Below are 23892 nucleotides of genomic sequence, written 5' to 3'. Positions count from 1 at the left end.
AATGTATTTTCTTTGCAAGGAAGAACAGAACAGGAGAAATATGTTATTAAAAAAGCTTCTTATCATTGCATTTCTTTTTCCGTCGGTCATCGTCTGCGGACAAGACAGCTTATATCAATATTCCCGACAGAATAGTACAAGCAAAGCTGCTTCCAAATTGAAAAAGAGTTTGGAAACAAGCAAGTCGGCAGGTGAGATTGCTGCCGATTATATGGTTCTTGCCAATGAATTAAGCCTTAAACAAGAATACGCCAAAGCCGAGAACTATCTTTCGCAAGCTATCTCTTCTTATCAAAAGGGAAAAGATAAAGAAGCACTTGCCAATGCTTATCGGGAAATAGCGCGAGTACAAGAACTACAATCCAAATCCGATCTTGCTATCGAAAATTATAATCTGGCTGCAAAAACAACTAAAAAGAAAGAGTTCGAAGAAATGAACCTGAATGATGCAAGCCGCTTAAAGAATCGCTTGAACCCGGAAATACAGTCTACCTACATTCAAAGGAATATTGACATCTCCAATCTTTCCAATAATCAAAAAGAGGCTGCCAATGCTTACCGACAAATGGCAGAAGTAAAATTGGAGATGAAAGATAAAGAGGGAGCCATTGATAACTTAGTGAGCGCATTGGATAATGTGTCGGAACAATCGGAAGAAGCCGTTAAAATTAAACAGGATATTGCCCAGACTTACCTGGAAGATGAACAGTACGAAAAGGCTATAGCCATTAATGAAGCTTTAGTGGAAGAAACCAAAAAGATAAGCAATCCGGAGCTGGAAGTTAAGCAGTTGCGCAATCTTTCAACCAATTATTTGGAAGTCAATAACTCAGAGAAGGCAATCTCCGCACTTCAGGAAGCATACGAATTAGCCATTCATAGTGGGCAAACCATGGAAGCAAAAAAAACGTTGGAAGAACTTGTTTCTCAATACCGGAAATCAAAAAACAATACTCAAGCGCTGCTTGCATACGCCAACTTTATAGAGAAATTAGATACACTGATTAAATCGGACAGCACGCTTATAGATCAGAAATTCTTTCAGGAGCATGAAGACAAAATTGCGCAGCTTGAGAAAGAGCGTGTTTTAAAAGATGAGTTAATTAGCAAAAAGAATCGTTTTAATTACGTATTGTTAGGCTCTATTACTCTTATTCTGATTTTTACCATTTTTATTGCGCGTTCTTTATATACCATCAGTCATAAAAATAAAAAGATTGCGCTTCAATCTCTAAGGAGGGAAATGAATCCGCATTTCATTTTCAATAGCTTGAATAGTGTAAATCAGTTTATAGCACAAAGCAACGAACTGGAAGCCAATAAGTATCTTTCTTCTTACTCCAGATTGATGCGCAACGTCATGGAAAATTCCAACAAGGATTTTATTTCGCTCAGCACCGAAATAGAACAGATGAAAGAGTATCTGGAACTGGAACATATTCGGTTCAGAGATAAATTTACTTATCAGATTATCATCGATGAATCTTTGGATGCCGATGCTGTGTATATTCCAAATATGGTTATTCAGCCTCAACTGGAAAATGCAATCTGGCACGGGCTTCGTTATAAAGAGGAAGCCGGTTTTTTATTGTTGGATATTCAGCAAAAGGGCAATAATCTCCATATCCGTATTGAGGATAATGGTATTGGACTGAAAAAGAGTAAAGAACTAAAAACTCAACATCAAAAGCAGCATCATTCAAGGGGATTAATCAATACATACGAACGTATTGAGCTGTTAAATAAACTCTATCACACCCACATTTCTCTCCGAATTGAGGAAAAAGAAGGAGCGGAAAGCGGTGTAGTGGTGACGTTGGAATTTCCGATTTCAAATTTATTTTAAAAAAGTATATTATTGTAATGATGAATATTGGGGAGGAGAGAGGATTATTGAGTTGTCCCTTCGGGACGCCGGTTAATGGTGTCTTGTAACCCAGGGTGCCGTTCGCTATGCTCACTTTACCCCGGGCTGCTTTAAAATGTCCCGTTGGGACGAGAGAGAGATTATTGATCGTTTTTTGATTAATATTGGATAGTTTTTTAAATTAAGATGAAACATGATAACACTATACTCAAAACTAATAAATTCAAATAGTTCACAATATCGACCCGAAGGGTCAGCTTAAAACAGCCCGGGGTAAAGTGAGTGTAGCGAACGGCACCCCGGGTTATAGGAGGCCACCAACCCGCGTCCCAACGGGACAGCTTAATCCCTCAACAACCCAATAATTACATTTTTTCTATTACATTTGCATAATACCAACTACCAGAACACAATCTTATGGGACAATCTCTTTCAAAACAATATACTCATCTTATATTCCACATCAAGAATAGTTCACACACTCCTATCAGAAACGAAGATAAGACAAAACTTTATGCCTATATTGGACGAATCATTAAAGAACTGGATTCTACACCCATATTAATTAATGGTACAGAGAATCATATTCATATTTTTTGCAATGTATCTAAGAATCTATCTATTTCACAACTGACAAAGGATATAAAACGACATAGCAGCAGATGGATTAAAAGTTTAGATTCTTACTACATAAACTTTTCGTGGCAAACAGGATATGGAGCTTTTTCGGTAAGTCCTTCTTTATATGAAAAAACAGTAAAATACATTCAGGGGCAGGAAGAGCATCATAAAAGAACTTCTTTTAAAGAAGAGTATTTGCTATTTTTAAAAGAGTATAATATAGAGTATAATGAGGAATATATTTGGGAGGATTGAGGATTATTGAACTGTCCCGTTGGGACGCCGGTTGGTTGCATCTTGTAACCCGGGGTGCCGTTCGCTACGCTCACTTTACCCCGGGCTGTTTTAAGTTGACCCTTCGGGTCGATGTTGTGGACTATTTAAGTTCATAAGTTTTTTGTTTACATTTTTAATCTACAAGTTTTGTTTATAATATAGAGAAATGAACACCCTACAAAAAATAAGAAGCGTCATCGTTGAAGATGAACAGGCAGCACGCGAGGCCTTAAAAAACTACCTTGCCAAATATTGTCCTCAAATAGAACTTATTGGAGAGGCACAAAACTGCAAAGAAGCCATTCCTTTACTACATGATTTACAGCCTCAATTGGTATTTCTGGATGTGGAAATGCCGTTTGGTAATGCATTCGATGTATTGGAAGGGTGCAAAGACCTTTACTTTGAAACAATCTTCGTTACGGCCTTTTCCGAATATTCGCTGCGTGCTCTGAACCAGAGTGCAGCTTATTACCTCCTAAAGCCTGTTAGCATAGAGGAGTTAATTCTTGCAGTCAATAAAGTGCAACAAGATATTCTCAAACAAGAAATCTTTAATCGGAATAAAGTGATTATTGAGAATTTCAAAGAACCCAGAGCTGAAAAACAACAGGTTATTTTACCTACTCTCGAAGGCTTTGAAGTAGTAAAGATGGAAGAGATTATCCGACTTCAGGGCAATGGAAATTTCACAGACATCTATCTGAAAAACAAAACAAAGAAAATGGTTTGCCGGTTTCTGAAGCATTTCCATGAAATACTCCCCTATCCTTTTATCCGGGTACACAAATCGCACATTATCAATTTTCACTATGTAAAAGCCTACCACAAGAACTCCGGAGGTTATGTAGTACTGGAAGATAATACAGAGATTGAGGTATCTCCAACCTACAAAGAAGAGGTATTGCAATTCTTTAAAGGCTAAACCGAGTCAACCAACTCTATTAATAAGACTGAAAGTAGTCAACTAAAAACGTTAACATACAAAAGATAACTTTTCAATCTTTGGGCGGTATAGTTGTGCCATGCCTGTGGCACAACTGTGCCATGCCCGTGGCACAACTGTGCCACAGGCGTGGCAATTGAATGGCACAAGGCAAAAGAAAAAAGAGCCATCGTTTTTCTTCGACAGCTCTTCCTTTTTTATGCAATTTAGTTACTTTACACCAACAACGATAAGTTGTTCATTTTGCATCTGTAGACCAATATTATAGTCTTTAGCTAACCATCTGACGGCATTCATGACTTCTCCAAAAGTCATTTTTAACTGATTACATAACTCCTGAATCGCTATTCCTGCCATCGATTCACTTAAAACACTCCACACTGCTGTGGCATCGGAACTTGTTTCCTTATTGTTCACCATACGTGGTTTTATTTTTATTGGTTTAGATTATTATAATGAACTAAGATAACAAAAAGACTCCAAAGAAAGTTCATTTGCTACTATGTTTTTTGTTTTCTTAAAACCACGTGAGTAATTATTAACCCAAAAGGAAAATCATGTTATATTATATTTATTTTGCTTACTTGTCCAACCCCTTGGTTGCCTCCACCAATCGTATAAATTCGCGTCTATAGCCTTGCTCATCATTGTTAAGAGCTGTTTTGGCTAAGGCTATTACATCTTCATAAGTAACATTGCCTTTAAAATCAGACTTCTTTAAAAGCTGTCCGTACATGGCTACCGATGCGGCGAAGCGGAAATCGGATGATACATTGTTCTTTCCCTTATCTATTAAAGGAAGTTCTATTTTCTTGCTTGTAGTTCCATCGGGTTGTTTATATCGTAGTTTAATGGTTAACAATTCATTGGAATCGGAGAAAGTAGCTTTGGCTTTTTTAGTTGTTTTTTGATACTTTAAATCGTCTACACTACCTACAAAATTACTTTCTACACCTACAGGAACTACTTCGTAGAAGGCGGTTACCGCATGACCTGCTCCCATTTCGCCTGCGTCTTTGGTATCATCATTAAAATCTTCTTTATTTAACAGACGACTTTCATAGCCCACCAGTCTGTAAGCTTGGGTAAAAGCAGGATTAAATTCTATTTGCAATTTTACGTCTTTGGCTACTGTGTGAATTGTTCCGCCAAACTCACTCACTAATACCTTATTAGCTTCCTGCATATTATCGATATAGGCATGGTTTCCGTTTCCTTTTTCGGCAAGTACCTGCATACGATTATCTTTGTAGTTACCCATTCCGTATCCTAACACCGTTAAAAATACACCTGATTTTCTTTCCTGTTCAATAAGGCTTTCCAAACCCTCTTTAGAAGAAACTCCTACATTAAAATCACCATCGGAACAAAGGATAATACGATTATTCCCTTTTTCAATAAAGTTCTTTTTCGCAATTTTATAGGCTAACTGAATACCTGCCCCACCAGCTGTAGAACCTCCTGCTGTTAATTTATCCAATGCTTCCCGAATCTTTTGCTTATCGCTTCCCGAGGTAGAAGGTAAAACTTCACCTGCCGACCCTGAATACACAACAATAGCTACCCGATCTTTTTCTCTCAGATTATTAATCAATAACTTTAAGGAAGATTTTACAAGCTCCAAACGAGTAGGACCATACATAGAGCCCGACACATCAATCAAAAATACTAAATTAGAAGCAGGTAAATTATCATCCGCCACCTCACGGGCTTTTAAGCCGATACGCACTAAGCGATGCTTTTCATTCCAAGGACAGTTTCCTACTTCTGCCGAGATTTTCACCGGGTCTTTACCTGTTGGTTTTTCGTAGTCGTAAGAGAAGTAGTTGATTAATTCTTCAACACGTATGGCATCTGCCTGAGGCATTTGCCCTTGATTGATGTATCTGCGCATATTGCTGTAAGATGCTACATCTACATCAATGGAGAAAGTAGATAAAGGTTCGTCGAGAGCTGTTCGGAAACGATTTTCTTTAAAGGTGTTGTATTCTTCGTTCGTAGTAAAACTTGGATCAATATGCCCCAATGCCTGCACGAGATCAACTTTTCTCGCTGCTTTCACTTCTCTTTGAGAAAGAGCCGAAACAGTTCCCGTAAAACCGGCTTTATCTCTTGATATGATTCCTGCCTCAACAATCACCTCCTCAAGCGCCAACGCCTCATCAGGATACATAGCTACATTCAAAACACCTGATTTTACTTCAATTTTCTGCTGCTTATATCCTATATACGAGAAACGAAGTATTTCCCCTTTAGCAGCCATAATGGTGTACTTTCCATCTATATCGCAAACTGTGCCTGAACCGGATTTACCTTCTATAGTAACATTACATCCCACTAAAGGCGATCCATTGTTAGCATCCGTTACTATACCCTGTACTTTCATGGTTTGTGCATATACACTACATAATGAAATCACTACCGAAAATAAGAAAAGCATCATTGCTTTTTTACTGTTTGTTCTCATACTATTATATTTAAATTTAAAACATGAATTTATGATCTTTACCCTATAGATGCAATTTCATAACCGATTCCATAAACCTCCATCATTTTTTTTCTATTTTTGCAAAAAAACTTTTTGCTTCGCCTCAAAAACATATCAACACATACGGATGAAGAACTGCTGCAACTGCACAGAAAGTCCGGACACGCCGAATACTTTGGAGAATTGTACAATCGATATATTCCACTGATTTATGGGGTTTGCTTAAAGTATCTGCGCGACGAGGATAAAGCACAAGACGCTGTTATGCAACTTTTTGAGAACCTTCATCTTAAAATAGCAGGTTACGAGATTGATGTATTCAGAACATGGCTTTACAGTGTAGTCAAAAACCATTGCTTACAGATTCTCCGAAAAGAGAATAAAGAAATAATAGTAGATTTCAATACCGAAATTATGGAATCCGACGAAGTTTTGCATCTATTATGTGAAGAGGAGAACGATCAGGAAAAAACGGTTGCTCTTCGAAGATGTTTGGAAAAGCTTCCCGAGCAACAGCGCGTCAGCATCATTCATTTTTTTATGAAAGAAATGTCTTATGCAGATATTGTGGATAAAACAGGCTTCTCTTTAAAAGCTGTAAAAAGCTATATTCAAAACGGGAAGCGTAATTTAAAACTTTGTATAGATAAACATTCGAAATGAAACTTTGGCGTTACATAACAGGTTCTCGTAAGGGAAAAGAGGCTCACCGCATCGAAAAAGATGCCATGAGAGACCCCTTCCTTGCCGATGCGCTGGAGGGTTACGATAAAGTGAAGGGCAGCCACCAAAGCAATGCCGAGCTTCTTCAAAAGAGAATTCAATCTAAAACAAAGCAAAAACAGCAAACGCTCAGAGCATGGAGTGTTGCTGCAAGTATATTAGTTGTGATTGGGTTAGGCACATACTTTCTTGTTAACGAAACACATCTGTCGCCCGATACGGATTTGTATACTGTCTCCTCTCCCGTTATACACCAGGAAGATTCAACAAAACCCGACCCCATACCCGTGCCTGCAATAGCAGAAACTACCCCAAAAGCAAAAAAAGCACCCAAAGCTCTTGCTAAAGTAAGTGTGCCCGGTAGCGACATACAAGTTCAAGAAATTACAGTAGCCGAAGAAAGTGTGTTTGCAGATAATATTACCATTAAAGTAGACAGCCAAGCACTTACTCGTTCAAAGAAAAATTTCACGGGAGCTTACAACACCTCTTCCTTAATTAAAGGAAAAGTTTTATCACAGTCGGGCGAGCCACTCATTGGGGTAAATGTTTCTATAGATGGTAAACCCGGTTCAGGCACAGTCAGCGATATAGACGGAAACTTTGAATTGAAAGCAAACAATGGAAGTATGCTTAAATTCAATTACATTGGTTTAGAACCTGTTAGCTTGAAAGCAGATACAAGCAAGCCAATGTTAATTGCGATGAAGGAAGATGAAGGAAACAGGCTATGTGAAGTTGTTGTTTCCACCGGAATCATACCAAGAGATAAAGTAGATCTTACAGAATCTGTTTCAATTATTTCTCAAAAAGAACTAAAAGACACCAAAGATACCGCTCAACCTGCACCAGTAGATGGTTGGAAAGCCTATCGCAAATATCTTAAAAAGAACCTCATCCGTCCTACCGACGAATGTAAAAAAACGAAAGGAGAAGTAACCCTCTCCTTCCATATCGACAGTTTGGGAAATCCCCAAAATATAATGGTTATTAAAACTCTTTGTCCATCGGCCGATCAAGAAGCTATTCGCTTAGTGAAAGAAGGCCCTAAGTGGACTGTAGAAAACGGTAATGTAGAAGTTAAAGTTAAATTCTAACGCTTTACTTTTCCTCATTGGATAAATCAAACAATATCGCATCAGGAGCATTTCTCATGACAGAAGCTATACCGTTATTTCTTCCCGATTCGCTTTCGTACATTTCACTGGTACCTACTACCTGACCATTGGAAGCTATTAGATTAAAGTAGAATTTTCCGTTTGAGGACACTTTCTTATCAAAATGTTCGGCATTCTGACTGTTCACTTTCACGGATTCTATACCATTTTTGCAACTAACTTTTGCTTTATATCCTTCGCTTGTCAGTATAATCTCGCCGTTAGAAGCTTTTAAATTGAACTGAAACTCCCCATTCTTCCTTTTTGTAATTTCAAACTTAGCCATATTGATTCTGTTTTTATTATTGAATACGTATAAAACAGACCAATAAGCATATTTGTTCATGTCCACTTTCTTGTTAAAAGATAAAAACACCCTGCTGCCAAACTTACAGATAAAGAATGCAAATAGGCAGCAGGATGTAGATCTTTAGCCTGATTCCAATCAACCTTTACATTAACAATACAGACTTGAATCAGGAAGATTCGCTTCAACTGCTAAAGACCCATTCAATTCAAAAAAGGTCACTTTGTTCTCCCTTGCCAGCCAACCCAATGAAAGTAGTATAGAACCTTCAGCATATCGTGTATCTACACGGATAGCTTCTACTGTCATTCGCCTGTTCTCTTCAAGTAGACTCCAAATGACTCTTGCATCCCGGCTAATTTCTTTTTTTAGCAATTCACCTATCATCTTCTTACCGTTTTTTAAGTAGAAAAAGAATAATCAACCCTGTTCTACTTTATTATTACTATACTCACGAAGATATATAACATTTTTTTAATTTCAATGTCCTATTTCACCTCAAGAATGTCCTATCCTTCTCCATCTAACAAATAGGCAATTAAGTTTCATTTTGAAAGAGAAACATGGTTTTATCCTCCCTTTTCTGTATATTTGCACTTTACATTTTTATTATTAAATTTCTAAATGATCTCCAATGAAAAAAATCATGATGGCTGCCGCACTTACCGTATTAGTTGCAGCCTGTACAGAAAAACAAAATGAAATGAATCCTTTCTTCACCGAGTATTCTACTCCTTTTGAGGTTCCTCCTTTCAATGAAATCAAACAGGAACACTATAAACCTGCCTTTATAAAAGGTATGGAAGAAGAAGCTGCGGAAATTGAAGCTATTTGCAACAACCCCGAAGAGCCTACATTCGAAAACACCATTGCAGCTATGGATCAAAGCGGAAAATTACTCCGTAAAGCCCAAATGGTATTTTATGGACTAAGTGGTGCAAACTCCAATGATGAAATGGATGCTTTAAATCAAGAAATGTCGCCACAATTTTCTAAGCACAGTGACGACATTCGTTTAAATCCTGTACTTTTTACACGCATTAAATCGGTGTACGAAAAGAAAGATCAACTGAATCTTAATAAGGAAGATGCCAAACTTTTGGAAGAAACCTATAAAAGCTTTGTACGCGGAGGAGCCAACCTACCGGAAGACAAACAAGAACTTTTACGTAAACTAAACAGCGAGATATCACTTTTGCAAATCAGCTTTGCCCAAAACATGCGTCGTGATGCCGACAACTATAAGTTAATTATAGAAAAAGAATCGGATCTGGCCGGTTTATCCGAAACACAAATAGCTACCGCCGCACAAGCTGCCAAAGCTGCCGGATTGGAAGGAAAATGGGTATTTACATTGGCCAACCCCAGTGCACTTCCTTTCTTACAAAATGCCGATAATCGCGAACTTCGGAAAGAACTTTTTGAGGCATACATTAATCGTGGTAATAATAACAATGAAAACGACAATAAAGAGATTGTTAGAAAGCTTGTAGAAAAACGTTTGGAGAAAGCTCAATTAATGGGTTATGAAGACTATGCTTCCTTTGTTCTTGAAGATAGAATGGCGCAAACTCCCGAAAGCGTTTATGAATTATTAAACGAATTGTGGACTCCTTCATTAAAGAAAGCCAAAGAAGAACTGACCGACATTCAAGCCGAAATCAAAAAAGAAGGTAAAAACTTCACTGCCGAAGGCTGGGACTGGCGCTACTACTTCGAAAAAGCCAAAAAGGCTAAATTCAATCTCGACGAAAATGAAATCCGCCCTTATTTAAAACTCGAAAACGTAAGAGATGGTGCCTTTTATGTAGCCGGAAAATTATATGGTATCACATTCTCTTCGGTAAGCAATTTGCCATTGCCCCATCCCGATGCAGAAGCTTTTGAATGTAAAGATAAAGACGGTACACACTTAGGTATTCTTTATATGGATTACTTCCCCCGCAAGGGAAAAAGAAGTGGCGCTTGGTGCGGTGCATACCGTGCACAAACTTATAAAGACGGAAAGCGTTTAGCACCTGTTGTAACTATCGTATGTAACTTTAGCGAACCAACACCGGGCAAACCTGCCTTATTGAGTGCCGACGAAGCCAGCACCTTATTTCACGAGTTTGGACATGGATTACACAATCTGTTCAAAGATGTACATTATTATGGTATAGCCGGCGTTCCACGCGATTTCGTTGAATTGCCTTCGCAAATCATGGAACATTGGACCTTGGAACCGGAAGTACTGAAAGTATATGCCAAACATTACGAAACCGGCGAATTGATTCCTGAAGAACTTATCGAGAAACTGGATAAAAGCGGCAAATACGGACAAGGTTTCGCTACTACCGAATATCTGGCTGCTGCCTACCTCGACATGGATTATCATGTGTTGAAACAAATACCTAATAATTTCAATGTAGCAGATTTCGAGTTTGGAACATTGGCTGAACGCGGACTATTAAAACAAATACCTGCCAGATATCGCTCTACCTATTTCAATCATACTATGGGAGGCGGATATACAGCCGGATATTACAGCTACATCTGGGCCGAAGTGTTAGATTGTGATGCTTATCAGGCTTTTGTTGAAACAGGCGACATCTATAACCAAGAAGTGGCAGCACGTTTCCGTAATTACATACTTACTCCGGGAGGTATTGATAATGCTATGGATATGTACATCAACTTCCGCGGTTCTAAACCCGGAACCGAAGCCCTACTTGAGAATAGAGGACTAAAATAAACTCTAAAAAAGCTCTAAAATAATCCCTGTTCGTTTATTCGGGCAGGGATTCTCTTTTTTAAGGAATAAAACACAGAAAATACAATTAAAACAAACGTTACTACAATATTTGCACATATTAAATCCGAAATAAAGATCAAAAAGCTTAGATCTTTAACGGAATTCTTTACTTAAATTTCTTTAAAAAAGTTTATCTTTGCAAAGAACTAAACAGAACACAAGTATGAAGAAGCGTAACACACATTCGAACACAGTTAACGTGAAATCTAAATTTGTGAACAATAGTATACTTGTTGGAATACATTTAATCGTGTTTATACTATTCCTATTGTATGCTTTTTAACCTAATTCTTTTACCTCATTATTGACCCCTAAAAAATCAAACGTAAAAGAATAATGTAAAGGCTATTCAGTGATTGAATAGCCTTTACTGTAAATGGTTTCTAAGCTTTCAGCTTATTTGCTGCGCATTCATAGCCTTCTTCGTAAAGCGCGGTTAGTTTCTTGGTATCTTTTTCCATTCGGTCTACGCTTATTGGCTTTAAGGGGCGAATTACTTTAATTAAGCCTTCATCTTCCATGCGTTCTACCATATCAAGTTGAGCGTTGTATAATGCTCCCCGCTGACCAAATACTTCACGCACCTTAGGATATTTACGATATAAAAAAGATGGTACTTTAATATCTTTACTTTCTTTTCGATAACCTCGGTTGCGAGTTAACACTACAATATTATTATTGGTATATCCCAAATCCATGGCTCGTTGCAAAGGAATAGAATCTACCAACCCACCATCTAACATGGGGATTCCGTCGACATGCGTAACCGGACAAACAAATGGTAAACTACTGGAAGCTTTTACAATATCAATAATACGTTTTCTATCTTTCTTTTCTTCGAAGTAATTGGCTTCTCCTGTAAGGCAGTTAGTTGTTACCATTTCATAACGCTCCGGACAGGATAAATAAGCTTCATAATCATAAGGAAGGATATGCTCGGGAAATTCATGGAACAATAAATCAAAGTCCATTATATTACCCTTTTTAAATAAGTATTTGAATCCTATATAGTTATATTTCTCAAGCAGATCAATATTGCTGTATTTAGCCCTGCCTCTTTGCTTTGACATATAAGAAAGACCATTGCATGCCCCTGCTGACACTCCTACAGTATAAGGAAAACGAATGTTATGATCCATAAAATAATCTAATACGCCACAGGTAAAAACACCGCGCATTCCGCCACCTTCTAATATTAATGCTGTTTTATCACTAATTATATGTTTCATTAAATGTTTTATTTTTCTCTTTAATAATTAATAAAGAAGATAAATTACTCCGTGAATCAGGTCGTCCCAAAAAATAAGGAGTTTTCTCCCCAAAGATAGTTTTTCTCTACGACTACCGAAAATATAATTCATAAGTTGTAAGCATTGAGATATACTCTTTTTTTCAGCACACAAAATGATATTATTGAATATATTGAATTCCTTTATTTAAAAACAAATAAAAAAACATACCTTTGCATATATATTAATTAGATATTCATTTTATGATTAAGAAATTCACACTTATCGTTGCCCTCACAGCGTTTACTATGAGTGTTGCGGCACAAGAAGCCAAAGAAGGCTTTGTTTTTACTACCGTGAAAGAAAACCCTATCACCTCTGTGAAAAACCAAAATCGCTCCAGTACTTGTTGGAGTTTCTCCGGATTAGGACTTTTAGAATCCGAACTACTTCGTAAAGGAAAAGGAGAACACGATTTAGCAGAGATGTTTATTGTACACCACACTATGGTGGATCGTGCCGAAAGATACGTTCGCTTGCATGGCGACAACTCTTTCTCACCGGGTGGTAGCTTTTACGATGTTATTTATTGTATGAAGCATTATGGTTTAGTTCCTCAAGAGGCTATGCCGGGAATTATGTATGGAGACTCTATGCACATTCATGCAGAACTGGATGCCGTGGCAGAAGGTTATGTTAATGCTATTGCTAAAGGAACGCTCAAAAAACTGACCCCGGTTTGGAAGCAAGGTCTTGTTAATGTTTATAACACTTACTTAGGAGCTTGCCCCGAAAATTTCTCTTATAAAGGGAAAGAATATACTCCGAAATCATTTGCCGAATCTTTAGGTTTGAATGCTGATGATTATATCTCAGTTACTTCTTATACTCATCATCCTTTCTACACAGAATTCGCTCTTGAAATCCAGGACAACTGGCGCAATGGCAATTCATGGAATCTTCCGATTGATGAATTCATGGCTGTTATGGATAACGCCGTAAACAAAGGTTACACCATTGCATGGGGTAGCGACGTAAGCGAAATCGGATTTACCCGCAACGGAATTGCTGTTCTTCCTGATATGGAACGCACCGACCTCACCGGCTCTGATATGGCTCGTTGGACAGGCATGGCTCCTGCCGACAAACAAAAAGAAGCTACTTCTAAACCAGGTCCTGAAAAAGAAGTAACTCAGGAAATGCGTCAGATTGCTTATGACAACTGGGAAACAACCGATGACCACGGTATGCTTATTTATGGTATTGCTAAAGACCAAAATGGCAAAGAATATTATATGGTAAAGAATTCTTGGGGAAAAAGCGGTAAATACAACGGTATGTGGTATGCTTCTAAGGCATTCGTAAAATACAAAACTATGAATATTGTATTGCATAAGGATGCACTTCCTAAAGATATTGCTAAGAAATTAGGATTGAAATAAACCTCTATTCTATTATATATAAAAAGCTCGACCAGCACTATGCCAGTCGAGCTTTTTTATATGCTATTAAAAACATGCTTTAGAAGAAAAACCTCAGCACATCATTGAAGTTTGCCCAGATAAGTAAGCCAAATAACAGCAACATACCTGCTACCTGCGAATATTCCATAAACTTATCGCTGGGTTTGCGACGGGCAACAATCTCGTATAATAAGAATAAGACATGTCCTCCATCTAACGCCGGAATAGGCAGAATATTCATGAAAGCCAGAATAATAGAAAGGAAAGCCGTCATGTACCAGAATTGATGCCAATCCCACGTTGCCGGGAAAATGCTACCAATTGTACCAAATCCACCAATCTGTTTAGCTCCTTCTTTCGAGAAAAGATATTTCATATCTCCTACATATCCTTTCAGCGTATTAACCCCAAGTGCAATACCGGCAGGGAAGGATTCGAAGAAACCAAATGATTTTGTTACCGTCGGAAGCAATTTTGCCATATTTACCACAGGAGCAATACCCACTTTAAACAATGAATCCGGAGCCATAGTCACTGTGTTCTCTATGCCTGAGCGGAAGTATGTAACAGCTATTTGTGGTATACTATCCGGATTAGCTTCCATGTTTTTCTTTAAAAGACCCATATTAGCCATAAAATCCGAGTAAACCACCGATTGTCCATTCAATGCTGCAATGCTATCGCCCGGCTGTATGCCGGCAGCTAATGCCGGAGAGTTAGGTATTACACTATCCACCACAAACGGAAAACGATAAGAGGCGAAACGTATAGAATCAACCATCAGTTGCTGCATCATATCCTCGGGAATATAAACAGATACTTCTTTTCCTCCACGAAGCACAGTCACTTGTCGAGCATCAACCACTGCCCGAAGATCCAGACGTGTGAATTCTTTTCCATCGGCAGAAATTAGAACGTCTCCATCCTTAAATCCTACTTTCTTGGCTGTTTCATTATAATCCATTCCCCACTGGGTATCTTTCACCGAGATGTATGAATCTCCCCAAGCAAAAAGAATCATGGAATAAATAAACAACGCCAGCAGGAAGTTAAACAACACTCCTCCTACCATCACCAACAAACGCTGCCAAGCCGGTTTGGTACGAAACTCCCAAGGTTGTTCCGGCTGCTTCATCTGTTCTTTATCCAACGATTCGTCAATCATTCCGGAAATCTTCACATATCCACCTAAGGGTAACCATCCGATTGCATATTCTGTATCACTTTTCTTTGGTTTAAATTTGAAAAGTGTGAACCAAGGATCAAAAAACAAACAAAACTTCTCTACCCGTATCTTAAACAAGCGGGCGAAAAGAAAGTGCCCTCCTTCGTGAATAATCACTAACAACGACAAGCTCATAATGAGCTGTAGAGCACGAATCAAAAATGTCTCCATTCAATTACTTATTATTTAGGTTATAGCAATTCCATTGCAATACGTCTCGCTTCCATATCTGTAGCCACATAATCCTCATACGTAGGTTGTGCTATAAATGAAGTACGATTCATTGCATTTTCTATCACATCACTCATTTGTAAAAACGAAATCTTATCTTCCAAGAAAGCAGATACTACTATTTCGTTGGCTGCATTTACAATACATGGCATATTGCCTGCCTTATTCATAGCCTCGTACATAAGTGCGAGGTTGCGAAAACGTTCCGTATCGGGTTTCTCAAAGGTAAGGTTTGAATATTTAGTAAAATCTAATCTTTCAAAAGAAGAAGGCAGTCTGTCCGGATACGAAAAAGCATACTGAATAGGTAATTTCATATCGGGCAATCCTAACTGGGCTTTAATAGATCCATCGGCAAATTGTACCATCGAATGAACGATGGATTGCGGATGAACCAAAACTTCTATTTGTTCCGGCTTGACTCCAAACAACCACTTCGCTTCAATGACTTCGAATCCTTTATTCATCATGGTAGCAGAGTCGATGGTTATCTTAGCACCCATCTCCCAATTTGGATGTTTCAGCGCTTGTATTTTGGTAACATATTGTAGCTCATCCAATGTATATGTACGGAAGGGACCACCTGATGCCGTCAATATCAGTTTTTCAATCTCATTATTTCCTTCCCCTGTCAAACATTGAAAGATAGCAGAATGCTCCGAATCAACCGGAATGATAGAAGCTTGATGCTGCATCACCAGTTTATTTATCAAATCACCGGCCACTACAAGTGTTTCTTTATTTGCCAATGCGATGGTTTTGCCTGCCTTTATGGCATTAATTGTGGGCTTCAAACCTGCATATCCTACCATGGCAGTTAATACAATATCAATCGGTTGAGACTCAACAATTTGAGCTATGGCTTCTGCACCCGCATATACCTTGATTGGTAAATCAGCTAAAGTCTCTTTAAGATACTCATATTTTCCATCATTCGCTATGATAACTACTTCCGGAAGGAACATTTTAGCTTGTTCGATCAGTAAGTCTACCCGGTTGTTTGCTGTAAGAGCATAGACTTCATACAAGTCGGAATGCTCCGCAATAACCTGTAATGCCTGCGAACCGATTGAACCCGTAGAACCTAATATGGCTATTTGTTTTTTCTTTAGTATTTCACTCATAACTTCTTTTAGAAAACAATAAAACTCTCCGGATTAATAGCTTTTTCTTTATGCCACAATTCAAAATGCAAATGCGATCCGGTAGTTAATGTACCTGTATTTCCAACCAAGGCAATTACTTCGCCTGCTTTCACTTGTTCACCTTGTTGTTTCAGTAACGCACCGCAGTGTTTATAAAATGAAACAAATTCCTGACTGTGCTGAATGCCTATTACATAGCCGGTTTCTGCCGTATATGCGCTAATAATTACCACTCCGTCTAAAATTGACAGAACACTTTCATTAGGACTTGCAGCAATATCTATTCCAAAGTGTTTACTATCTACATCATATTGAGAAGAAATAACTCCCTGAGTAGGCGTATAAAAAAGCAAGCCTGCCGCTTCTGCCTGCAAGTTTATTGTTGTCAGGTTATATTTTTCTGCTTCCTCATATTGCCGACGGAAAGCTTCTTCTCTTTCCGTACGCTCCATCAACTCGTCTTCACGAATGGTGGTAAGCTCTTCCATCGTTCCGGTAGAATCGGGACGTACAATTCCCCTGAAAACATCCTGAACATTCATAATGTACAGGTTCTGCCTGTCTACCAACAATTTAAGCGAATCTGCCTTTAAGGCATTATCCACCACCTGAGCACGCAACTTGCTATTCATATATCCCGGTAAATAGTTACGCAAGGGAGTAAATATAAGGATAGAAGCTGCAATAAAAAAGATAAGGATAACAGCAGTAAGTAATACAGATAAGCCATTCAGTTTTGATACACGTAACCCCGCAACCTCCTCGAGTGTATTCTCGTTGAGTATGGATATCTTGTACTTAAACTTGAAATTATGCCAAAATGCTTTATTAAACAGTCGTCGCCGCATGCTTTATTATATGATAAGGTGCAAATGTAAGAAAATAGCTTTAGTTGCCTATTGTTTCTTCATTCATTTTAACGTATTTAGAAGATTTCCGATGACTCATCTAATGTCAGCAACCCTTCCGGCAAATCTAATATGATTTTTCGGTTAACCTGATCCATTTCAACAATAAACTCTTCTTGGGCAGGTACCAAAAGTTCATCTCCATGATGATCTATAACAAATAACACGTTCTGGGTAGTTTCATCTACATCCACAATCTCCCCAAGAAGTTCCTGATCTTTTGTTGTTGCCACAAATCCCACAAAGAAATTCCATGTTAATTCATCCGAGGCTGAATCTTGCGCATATTTGACAGGAAAATAGACTTCGATATTCGTAAACATACGAGCACGTTCAGCCGTTTCTACCCCCTCCAGCTTCATCAACGCAGTAGAATCTGACCGGAAACGATATTCCTCTATGAAAAAAGGAACAAGAATTCCGTCGAGCAGACAGATTACATAATCAGCATCTACTCTGTCGAATATATCATCGGTAAACGTGAATGAAAGTTCTCCATGAATACCGTGAGGTTTATTGAATAGTCCAATTTTATAGACTTCTTCCTTTTTTATCATATACGTGTTATTTTTGCCCCGATTGCATTTAATCGCTGTTCTATGTTTTGATATCCGCGATCTATTTGCTCAATATTATGGATACGACTCACCCCTTCGGCACTCATGGCAGCGATAAGCAGGGCAATACCTGCACGAATATCCGGAGAAGTCATATTGCCGCCTCGTAATGTAAAACGCCGACAATGTCCGTTTACTACAGCACGGTGAGGATCGCACAATATGATTTGAGCCCCCATATCAATTAATTTATCTACGAAGAATAAACGACTCTCGAACATCTTCTGATGAATCAGCACACTTCCTTTAGCCTGAGTAGCTACTACCAGAATAACACTCAGAAGGTCGGGGGTAAGTCCCGGCCAGGGAGCATCGGCAATTGTCATAATGGAGCCATCCATAAACGATTCTATTTCGTAACAATCCTGAGCCGGCACAAAGATATCATCTCCACGCTGTTCCAGTTTAATTCCTAAACGCCGAAAACTCTCCGGAATAACACCCAGATTCTCGTATGAAACGTTCTTAATGGTCAGTTCACTTTCCGTCATGGCAGCCATACCTATAAAGCTACCCACTTCTATCATATCGGGCAATACAGTATGTTCGGTTCCGAAAAGTTCTTCTACTCCTTCAATGGTCAATAAGTTCGAAGCAATGCCACTAATTTTGGCTCCCATCCGATTCAGCATTTTGCAAAGTTGCTGCAAATAAGGTTCGCAAGCAGCATTGTAAATGGTGGTAATGCCTTTGGCTAATACAGCAGCCATCACAATATTGGCAGTGCCGGTTACGGAAGCTTCATCCAAGAGCATATAGGTTCCGTGTAGTTCATCGGCGGTTATTTCGAATACTTCACGATCTTTGTTATAACGAAAGTCCGCTCCTAAGTTCTGAATACCAACAAAGTGGGTATCCAGTCGGCGACGTCCTATTTTATCTCCTCCGGGTTTTGAGATCATGGCTTTTCCAAAACGGGCAACCATTGGCCCCAATAGCATTACCGAACCTCGAAGACTGGAACATTTTTTCAGGAACTCATCACTTTCCAGATATGCCAAATCAACATGTTCTGCTTTGAAAGAATAAGTGTAGGAGTCTTTCTTTGAGACAGTTACTCCCATATCCCGCATCAATTGTATCAGATTATTTACATCAAGGATATCCGGAACATTGTTAACTATTACTTCCTCCTTGGTTAGTAACACAGCACAAATGATCTGTAAAACTTCATTCTTTGCGCCTTGCGGATATATTTCTCCACTTAGTTTATGTCCGCCTTCTATGATAAATGATGCCATAGTATTTTGAGTTGAGAGTTGAGAGTTGAGAGTTGCTCTCAACTAATTAATCACCTTCTTTTCTGATTATTATATCTATGATTATTATTGGGTCGCTGGGGTCTTATAGCCGCCAAACGGGCATCCATCAGCCTTAGAATGGTTTCATTCAGTTGAAGTTTACCTCCCGAATATTCCATTAAATCATCGTTTATCTTATTATCATCTACAGTATCTTTATTCCATGCCATGAAATCTTTTTTCATGTGATTACCGATTAAAGCTACCAGATTATTCTTTTCATCGCCTTCGGGATATTCGCATGCTTTCTTTATCAGCACCTCTAATGTACGCCCGTAATGACGATAGCGAATCTTGGTACTTGGATATGGTATCTTTTCCGGTTTCGAGTTTAGATTATCTTTCTGAACAATCTCATAAGGATAGGTTATATCCAACTTAAAGTCGGACATAATAGCCAGATGATCCCATAGTTTATGCTTAAAATCGGGTACATCTCTTAAATGAGGAAACATATTCCCCATAATATTGATAATGGTATTCGCACATCGCTGACGCTCCGCACGGTCTTCGATAGTTAAAGCGAAATCAACCATGTTTTGTATACTTCTCCCGTATTCGGGCAACGGCAATCTCTTTTGTTGCGTATTATAATGCATATTATATATTATTACAATTGTTTTTTTGCTACAGTAGCTACAAATTCTTTCAGGTAAAAAGGTTCAAAGTAAGCCACATCTTCAAACTTGCTATCTGCCATTGCTTTCTCTGCCAAAGGAAACATCATTTTTGCCAAAGGATGAATATGGTCAATAAAAAAAGCATTCGGATGCGTTATCTTCTCTTTACATTTATCGGCTCCGTTCCCAAAGAAATAGACAGGTCTTTCATTCAGATATTCCAAATAAGAATTTTCGTCTACAATATCGGCGGATGTTTTACGAACCGTATTCAATGCTCTATCATAGATTGCCGCATAAACCTCCATCCGGCGGGCATCTATCATGGGGCATATCAATGCATTTTCCGGTAAATCCTGATAAAGCAAAACCGGAACGCTCATCACTTCGAGCGTAGGCAATCCGATAAGCGGAATATTGCGTCCGTAACAAATTCCTTTTGCCATAGAAACTCCAATACGTAAACCGGTATAAGAACCGGGGCCACAACTTACTGCTACAGCATCTAACGGAATGGCATGACTATCAACAAAAGACAAAGCCTCATCTACAAATACCCCCAGCAAGGTGGCATGAGAGGGACCTTCAAAATCTTCTTTTGTAAAAATAGTATGACCATCTTCGCTTACCGCTACCGAACAAACAGAGGTAGAAGTTTCAATATGCAGGATACATGACATAGTTTTCTTCTTATTATTCTGCAAAACTAATCAAAATCCGGAACAATTCTTAATTCTTTTACGTACTTTTGCACAAAACTTGTGATAATATGATACAATCAATGACCGGTTATGGTAAGGCTACAACCGAACTTGCCGATAAGAAAATAAATATCGAAATAAAATCATTAAACAGTAAGGCGTTAGATCTTAATACTCGCATAGCACCCATCTATCGGGAAAAAGAAATTGATATTCGTAATGAAGTATCCAAATCTTTAGAACGTGGTAAAGTAGATTTCTGTATGTGGGTAGAGAAAAAAGATTCGGCAGAGGCGGCCGTTACCATCAACAAAGGATTGCTAAAAAGTTATTATAACCAAATTGTAGATGCATCGCAATCTCTGGATATTGCTTTGCCTACCGACTGGTTCACCACCTTGCTTCGCATGCCCGAAGTTATGAGCAAACCAGAAGTACAAGATCTTAGTGAAGAAGAATGGAACGATGCCCATGCTGTTGTGAAAGAAGCCATCAGTCAACTGGTAGACTTCCGTAAGCAAGAAGGAATGGCGTTGGAACAGAAATTTCGTGAAAACATCAGTCGCATTCAGTCGTTGCTCGATTCCGTTGAACCTTACGAGAAAGAACGTGTTGAAAAAATACGCGAACGCATTACCGAAGCACTCGAAAAGACAATCTGCGTTGATTATGATAAAAATCGATTGGAACAAGAACTGATTTATTATATTGAGAAGTTAGATATTAATGAAGAAAAACAACGCTTGACCAATCACCTAAAATATTTCATTAATACGATGGAGAGTGATAGTGGGCAAGGTAAGAAGTTGGGCTTTATCGCACAAGAAATGGGTAGAGAGATCAACACCTTAGGCAGCAAATCCAACCATGCCGGAATGCAGAAGATTGTAGTTCAGATGAAGGATGAATTAGAACAAATTAAAGAGCAGATATTGAACGTTTTATAAACATGAAGGGTAAACTCATTATATTCTCTGCTCCTTCAGGGTCAGGTAAATCGACTATCATCAATTATTTGATGCTACAAAACTTAAACCTGGCCTTTTCCGTTTCGGCTACAAGCAGACTTCCCAGAGGAGACGAACAACATGGTGTGGAATATTTCTTTCTGACTCCGGAAGAATTTCGTGAAAGGATTAAAAGAGATGAATTTCTTGAACACGAAGAGGTGTACGAGAATTGTTTCTACGGCACACTTAAAAGCCATATCGAAGACTTATTGGAAGCCGGAAAGAATGTGATTTTTGATGTAGATGTAGTAGGCGGGTTAAACATCAAAAGATATTACGGAAATCGCGCCTTAGCTATTTTTATTCAGCCGCCTTCTACAGAAGAATTACGCAAGCGCCTTATCGGAAGAGGCACAGACAGCCCTGAGGTTATTGAAAAGCGTTTATCCAAAGCTACATTTGAATTGAGCTTCGCCAATCAGTTTGATAAAGTGGTTATTAATGATGATCTTAAAAAAGCTTGTGCCGAAACTCTACATATAGTTGAAAACTTCATCGCAGTTTAAACAAAACCCGCCGCATGGATACCTCTCAACTCTCAACTCTCAACTCTCAACTCATCAGAACCGGTATATTCGGAGGCTCTTTCAGCCCTATCCACATAGGGCACTTAGCATTGGCAAATTATCTTTGCGAGTTTGGAGGTTTGGATGAGCTATGGTTTCTGATTTCTCCCCAAAACCCACTAAAAAAAAGGGAAGAACTATGGCCGGATGATTTTCGTTTGCAACTTGTGGAGGCTGCCATAAAAGAGTATCCAAACTTTAAAGCATCTGATTTTGAGTTTAGCCTCCCCCGTCCTTCTTACACAATCAATACCTTAGACAAATTAAAAGAAACATACCCCAATCGTTCTTTTGAACTCATTATAGGTTCAGACAATTGGGCTAATTTTCAACACTGGAAAGACTATCAGCGCATCATCACCGAAAACAAAATCATTATTTACCCTCGTCCGGAATTTACTGTAGAGGATAAAGATTTGCCGGAAAACGCCAGCATAGTGAATGCTCCTTTATTTGATATCAGTTCTACTTTTATTCGAGAGTCATTAAAAACAGGAAAAGACATTCGGTATTTTCTGCATCCGGAGGTTTACAAACTTATTATTAAGCATTACCCAAAAAGATAAAAGAATGATTTATAAACGAGTTGAATAAAAAACAATTAATGAACACAGAGTCACAAAGACACAGAGTTTATATTCTTTTCTGTGTCTTTGTGACTCTGTGTTCATTCTATTTATAGAGGAAATTTAGTAAGAAAAAAGAATTCCCACCAATTCTATCTCCAGAGAGTTTTTCCTTAAAAAAAGTCCCATAAGTACCACCACAAACACAACACACTGATTTATAATCACTTGAAAGAGTGGATCTTCCCGAAAAAAGTCCCACCAAGTCCCACCAAAGTCCCACCTTTTTCGATATTATTACACGTTTTTTGGTTTTTCGCTCTATTCCTCTTCTTTGATTTATCTATTTTTTTGCTTATTTTTGCCAATATAGCAGAAGATTGCACACCCGGGTGTACAAGTGAGATACATCCGTAACCATTCGGCGTAGTACGTCTCCATCTGTTTTCTTAGTATCTGTACTTTTGTTGCTTGAATTATATAAATCAAATGCTTTATGTGTGATGTTTTAGTTTTCCCTGATGAAAGTAGTAAGTTAAAAGCTCTGCTAAGTGAGTCTCATCGTTTTGATTCAGTTCTGTTTATCTTTGATGGTTCTCGTCGTTACAAATTATCCGCTTCCAGTTTAGGTTTGCATGCAGTTTCTGATCTTTTAGTACCTTTAGGTAGTGGTCTTTTTCGTAGCACTCCCTTTTGGAAGTACTATCTTTACCCTTGTTGTTCTAACTTCAATCGTGACATTCCTGGTCTTTGTGGAGAGATTATAGCCAAGAGTGGTTCTTACCCGGAACCCGAGAGCTGTCATATCTTTGTTGACCGTTCTCGTCGTCAACTTAAAATTCTCTATCAACGCGAAAATGAGTATATTATTGAACACCGTGCTTTAAGTTCAGGGTTGTATCAACTTGAAAGATCAGAACTTTGCTGTTCTTGCTTATCCATATCTTGGACTCGCCTGAATGAGCTATTGGCGATTCATAAGAGAAATAAAGCAAACAAAAAGATGCCTAAAAGATAGGATTATTAGTTGTGTTTATTCGTCTATTTGGTTATTTATTTGTACCTTTACGGTATAAACAAATAACCCTTTTTCTTCATGAAAGAACTTACTGTTACCCTCACTTTGGAAGA

Annotated in this window: 23 protein-coding genes; 11 read left to right on the top strand and 12 right to left on the bottom strand. The window is 38.4% G+C overall.

Annotated features, from left to right (window positions below; translation table 11 throughout):
* Positions 1-40 precede the first annotated feature (40 nt).
* The 3 genes from D0T60_RS05880 (at position 41) to D0T60_RS05870 (ending at position 3689) form a co-directional block, all read left to right on the top strand.
* Positions 41-1846, top strand: a complete 1806-nt coding sequence (locus D0T60_RS05880) for a histidine kinase (RefSeq protein ID WP_163217229.1) — start codon at positions 41-43, stop codon at positions 1844-1846.
* A gap of 438 nt (positions 1847-2284) precedes the next feature.
* Positions 2285-2743 (top strand): transposase, encoded by a 459-nt coding sequence (locus D0T60_RS05875; RefSeq protein WP_163217228.1) that lies wholly within the window; start codon positions 2285-2287, stop codon positions 2741-2743.
* 187 nt (positions 2744-2930) lie between these two features.
* Complete coding sequence (locus D0T60_RS05870) at positions 2931-3689, top strand: LytTR family DNA-binding domain-containing protein (protein ID WP_163217227.1); 759 nt, start codon at positions 2931-2933, stop codon at positions 3687-3689.
* Between the two features lie 231 nt (positions 3690-3920).
* On the opposite strand, the gene D0T60_RS05865 is transcribed toward D0T60_RS05870, so the two are convergent.
* Both D0T60_RS05865 and D0T60_RS05860 read right to left on the bottom strand, forming a co-directional pair.
* Positions 3921-4130 carry a winged helix-turn-helix domain-containing protein gene (locus D0T60_RS05865; protein WP_163217226.1) on the bottom strand — a complete coding sequence of 70 codons (210 nt, stop codon included), beginning with the start codon at positions 4128-4130 and terminating at the stop codon, positions 3921-3923.
* 160 nt (positions 4131-4290) lie between these two features.
* The gene (locus tag D0T60_RS05860) at positions 4291-6177 is read right to left on the bottom strand and encodes a VWA domain-containing protein (protein WP_163217225.1); all 1887 of its coding nucleotides are present in this window, start codon (positions 6175-6177) and stop codon (positions 4291-4293) included.
* Between the two features lie 114 nt (positions 6178-6291).
* Here D0T60_RS05860 and D0T60_RS05855 point away from each other — a divergent pair, with 114 nt between their 5' ends.
* Both D0T60_RS05855 and D0T60_RS05850 read left to right on the top strand, forming a co-directional pair.
* Complete coding sequence (locus tag D0T60_RS05855; protein WP_163217224.1) at positions 6292-6861, top strand: RNA polymerase sigma factor; 570 nt, start codon at positions 6292-6294, stop codon at positions 6859-6861.
* Positions 6858-8018, top strand: a complete 1161-nt coding sequence (locus D0T60_RS05850) for an energy transducer TonB (RefSeq protein WP_163217223.1) — start codon at positions 6858-6860, stop codon at positions 8016-8018. The genes D0T60_RS05855 and D0T60_RS05850 overlap by 4 nt, the downstream gene beginning before the upstream one ends.
* Before the next feature lie 4 nt (positions 8019-8022).
* Here the strand turns inward: D0T60_RS05850 and D0T60_RS05845 are convergent, their stop codons facing one another.
* Positions 8023-8364: a YegP family protein gene (locus tag D0T60_RS05845; RefSeq protein ID WP_163217222.1), complete on the bottom strand. Its 342-nt coding sequence runs from the start codon at positions 8362-8364 to the stop codon at positions 8023-8025.
* Between the two features lie 171 nt (positions 8365-8535).
* Entirely contained in the window at positions 8536-8772 is a 237-nt protein-coding gene (locus tag D0T60_RS05840) for a winged helix-turn-helix domain-containing protein (protein WP_163217221.1), read from the bottom strand.
* 247 nt (positions 8773-9019) lie between these two features.
* Here D0T60_RS05840 and D0T60_RS05835 point away from each other — a divergent pair, with 247 nt between their 5' ends.
* Positions 9020-11119, top strand: coding sequence for a M3 family metallopeptidase (locus D0T60_RS05835; protein WP_163217220.1), 2100 nt, complete (start codon positions 9020-9022; stop codon positions 11117-11119).
* 443 nt (positions 11120-11562) lie between these two features.
* Here the strand turns inward: D0T60_RS05835 and D0T60_RS05830 are convergent, their stop codons facing one another.
* Positions 11563-12408, bottom strand: coding sequence for a patatin family protein (locus D0T60_RS05830; protein WP_163217219.1), 846 nt, complete (start codon positions 12406-12408; stop codon positions 11563-11565).
* A gap of 266 nt (positions 12409-12674) precedes the next feature.
* Between D0T60_RS05830 and D0T60_RS05825 the strand changes: the two genes are divergently transcribed.
* Positions 12675-13850, top strand: a complete 1176-nt coding sequence (locus D0T60_RS05825; RefSeq protein WP_163217272.1) for a C1 family peptidase — start codon at positions 12675-12677, stop codon at positions 13848-13850.
* A 79-nt stretch (positions 13851-13929) separates the two neighbouring features.
* On the opposite strand, the gene rseP is transcribed toward D0T60_RS05825, so the two are convergent.
* The 7 genes from rseP to tsaB all read right to left on the bottom strand — a co-directional run bounded on the left by rseP (position 13930) and on the right by tsaB (position 20598).
* Positions 13930-15267: an RIP metalloprotease RseP gene (gene rseP, locus D0T60_RS05820; protein ID WP_163217218.1), complete on the bottom strand. Its 1338-nt coding sequence runs from the start codon at positions 15265-15267 to the stop codon at positions 13930-13932.
* A gap of 20 nt (positions 15268-15287) precedes the next feature.
* Positions 15288-16451, bottom strand: a complete 1164-nt coding sequence (locus tag D0T60_RS05815) for a 1-deoxy-D-xylulose-5-phosphate reductoisomerase (protein ID WP_163217217.1) — start codon at positions 16449-16451, stop codon at positions 15288-15290.
* A gap of 8 nt (positions 16452-16459) precedes the next feature.
* Positions 16460-17320: a M23 family metallopeptidase gene (locus tag D0T60_RS05810; protein WP_163217216.1), complete on the bottom strand. Its 861-nt coding sequence runs from the start codon at positions 17318-17320 to the stop codon at positions 16460-16462.
* Positions 17321-17397: 77 nt separating this feature from the next.
* Positions 17398-17937, bottom strand: a complete 540-nt coding sequence (gene rimM, locus D0T60_RS05805; protein WP_163217215.1) for a ribosome maturation factor RimM — start codon at positions 17935-17937, stop codon at positions 17398-17400.
* A complete protein-coding gene (murA, locus tag D0T60_RS05800; protein WP_163217214.1) occupies positions 17934-19238 on the bottom strand; it encodes a UDP-N-acetylglucosamine 1-carboxyvinyltransferase in 1305 nt (434 codons plus the stop codon). The genes rimM and murA overlap by 4 nt, the downstream gene beginning before the upstream one ends.
* 50 nt (positions 19239-19288) lie before the next feature.
* The gene (locus D0T60_RS05795; protein ID WP_163217213.1) at positions 19289-19897 is read right to left on the bottom strand and encodes a DUF4290 domain-containing protein; all 609 of its coding nucleotides are present in this window, start codon (positions 19895-19897) and stop codon (positions 19289-19291) included.
* Between the two features lie 11 nt (positions 19898-19908).
* Positions 19909-20598 carry a tRNA (adenosine(37)-N6)-threonylcarbamoyltransferase complex dimerization subunit type 1 TsaB gene (tsaB, locus tag D0T60_RS05790; protein WP_163217212.1) on the bottom strand — a complete coding sequence of 230 codons (690 nt, stop codon included), beginning with the start codon at positions 20596-20598 and terminating at the stop codon, positions 19909-19911.
* An 89-nt stretch (positions 20599-20687) separates the two neighbouring features.
* On the opposite strand from tsaB, the gene D0T60_RS05785 reads away from it, so the two are divergent.
* From D0T60_RS05785 to tnpB, 4 genes are all read left to right on the top strand, one after another.
* A complete protein-coding gene (locus D0T60_RS05785) occupies positions 20688-21566 on the top strand; it encodes a YicC/YloC family endoribonuclease (RefSeq protein WP_163217211.1) in 879 nt (292 codons plus the stop codon).
* Positions 21567-21568: 2 nt separating this feature from the next.
* Positions 21569-22135 carry a guanylate kinase gene (gmk, locus tag D0T60_RS05780; protein WP_163217210.1) on the top strand — a complete coding sequence of 189 codons (567 nt, stop codon included), beginning with the start codon at positions 21569-21571 and terminating at the stop codon, positions 22133-22135.
* A gap of 14 nt (positions 22136-22149) precedes the next feature.
* Positions 22150-22761: a nicotinate (nicotinamide) nucleotide adenylyltransferase gene (gene nadD / locus D0T60_RS05775; RefSeq protein ID WP_163217209.1), complete on the top strand. Its 612-nt coding sequence runs from the start codon at positions 22150-22152 to the stop codon at positions 22759-22761.
* Between the two features lie 496 nt (positions 22762-23257).
* Entirely contained in the window at positions 23258-23779 is a 522-nt protein-coding gene (gene tnpB, locus D0T60_RS05770) for an IS66 family insertion sequence element accessory protein TnpB (protein ID WP_163217208.1), read from the top strand.
* The last annotated feature ends 113 nt before the right edge of the window (positions 23780-23892 follow it).

Origin of the sequence: Bacteroides sp. 224, assembly GCF_010500995.1 — a bacterium.
Lineage (GTDB): Bacteria > Bacteroidota > Bacteroidia > Bacteroidales > Bacteroidaceae > Bacteroides.
This window is presented reverse-complemented; position numbering and strand designations above follow the sequence as displayed.

Coding starts and splice junctions, on each gene's coding strand:
- D0T60_RS05880 (WP_163217229.1), top strand. CDS start 41: ATGTTATTAAAAAAGCTTCTTATCATTGCATTTCTTTTTCCGTCGGTC.
- D0T60_RS05875 (WP_163217228.1), top strand. CDS start 2,285: ATGGGACAATCTCTTTCAAAACAATATACTCATCTTATATTCCACATC.
- D0T60_RS05870 (WP_163217227.1), top strand. CDS start 2,931: ATGAACACCCTACAAAAAATAAGAAGCGTCATCGTTGAAGATGAACAG.
- D0T60_RS05865 (WP_163217226.1), bottom strand. CDS start 4,130: ATGGTGAACAATAAGGAAACAAGTTCCGATGCCACAGCAGTGTGGAGT.
- D0T60_RS05860 (WP_163217225.1), bottom strand. CDS start 6,177: ATGAGAACAAACAGTAAAAAAGCAATGATGCTTTTCTTATTTTCGGTA.
- D0T60_RS05850 (WP_163217223.1), top strand. CDS start 6,858: ATGAAACTTTGGCGTTACATAACAGGTTCTCGTAAGGGAAAAGAGGCT.
- D0T60_RS05845 (WP_163217222.1), bottom strand. CDS start 8,364: ATGGCTAAGTTTGAAATTACAAAAAGGAAGAATGGGGAGTTTCAGTTC.
- D0T60_RS05840 (WP_163217221.1), bottom strand. CDS start 8,772: ATGATAGGTGAATTGCTAAAAAAAGAAATTAGCCGGGATGCAAGAGTC.
- D0T60_RS05835 (WP_163217220.1), top strand. CDS start 9,020: ATGAAAAAAATCATGATGGCTGCCGCACTTACCGTATTAGTTGCAGCC.
- D0T60_RS05830 (WP_163217219.1), bottom strand. CDS start 12,408: ATGAAACATATAATTAGTGATAAAACAGCATTAATATTAGAAGGTGGC.
- rseP (WP_163217218.1), bottom strand. CDS start 15,267: ATGGAGACATTTTTGATTCGTGCTCTACAGCTCATTATGAGCTTGTCG.
- D0T60_RS05815 (WP_163217217.1), bottom strand. CDS start 16,451: ATGAGTGAAATACTAAAGAAAAAACAAATAGCCATATTAGGTTCTACG.
- D0T60_RS05810 (WP_163217216.1), bottom strand. CDS start 17,320: ATGCGGCGACGACTGTTTAATAAAGCATTTTGGCATAATTTCAAGTTT.
- rimM (WP_163217215.1), bottom strand. CDS start 17,937: ATGATAAAAAAGGAAGAAGTCTATAAAATTGGACTATTCAATAAACCT.
- murA (WP_163217214.1), bottom strand. CDS start 19,238: ATGGCATCATTTATCATAGAAGGCGGACATAAACTAAGTGGAGAAATA.
- D0T60_RS05795 (WP_163217213.1), bottom strand. CDS start 19,897: ATGCATTATAATACGCAACAAAAGAGATTGCCGTTGCCCGAATACGGG.
- tsaB (WP_163217212.1), bottom strand. CDS start 20,598: ATGTCATGTATCCTGCATATTGAAACTTCTACCTCTGTTTGTTCGGTA.
- D0T60_RS05785 (WP_163217211.1), top strand. CDS start 20,688: ATGATACAATCAATGACCGGTTATGGTAAGGCTACAACCGAACTTGCC.
- gmk (WP_163217210.1), top strand. CDS start 21,569: ATGAAGGGTAAACTCATTATATTCTCTGCTCCTTCAGGGTCAGGTAAA.
- nadD (WP_163217209.1), top strand. CDS start 22,150: ATGGATACCTCTCAACTCTCAACTCTCAACTCTCAACTCATCAGAACC.
- tnpB (WP_163217208.1), top strand. CDS start 23,258: ATGTGTGATGTTTTAGTTTTCCCTGATGAAAGTAGTAAGTTAAAAGCT.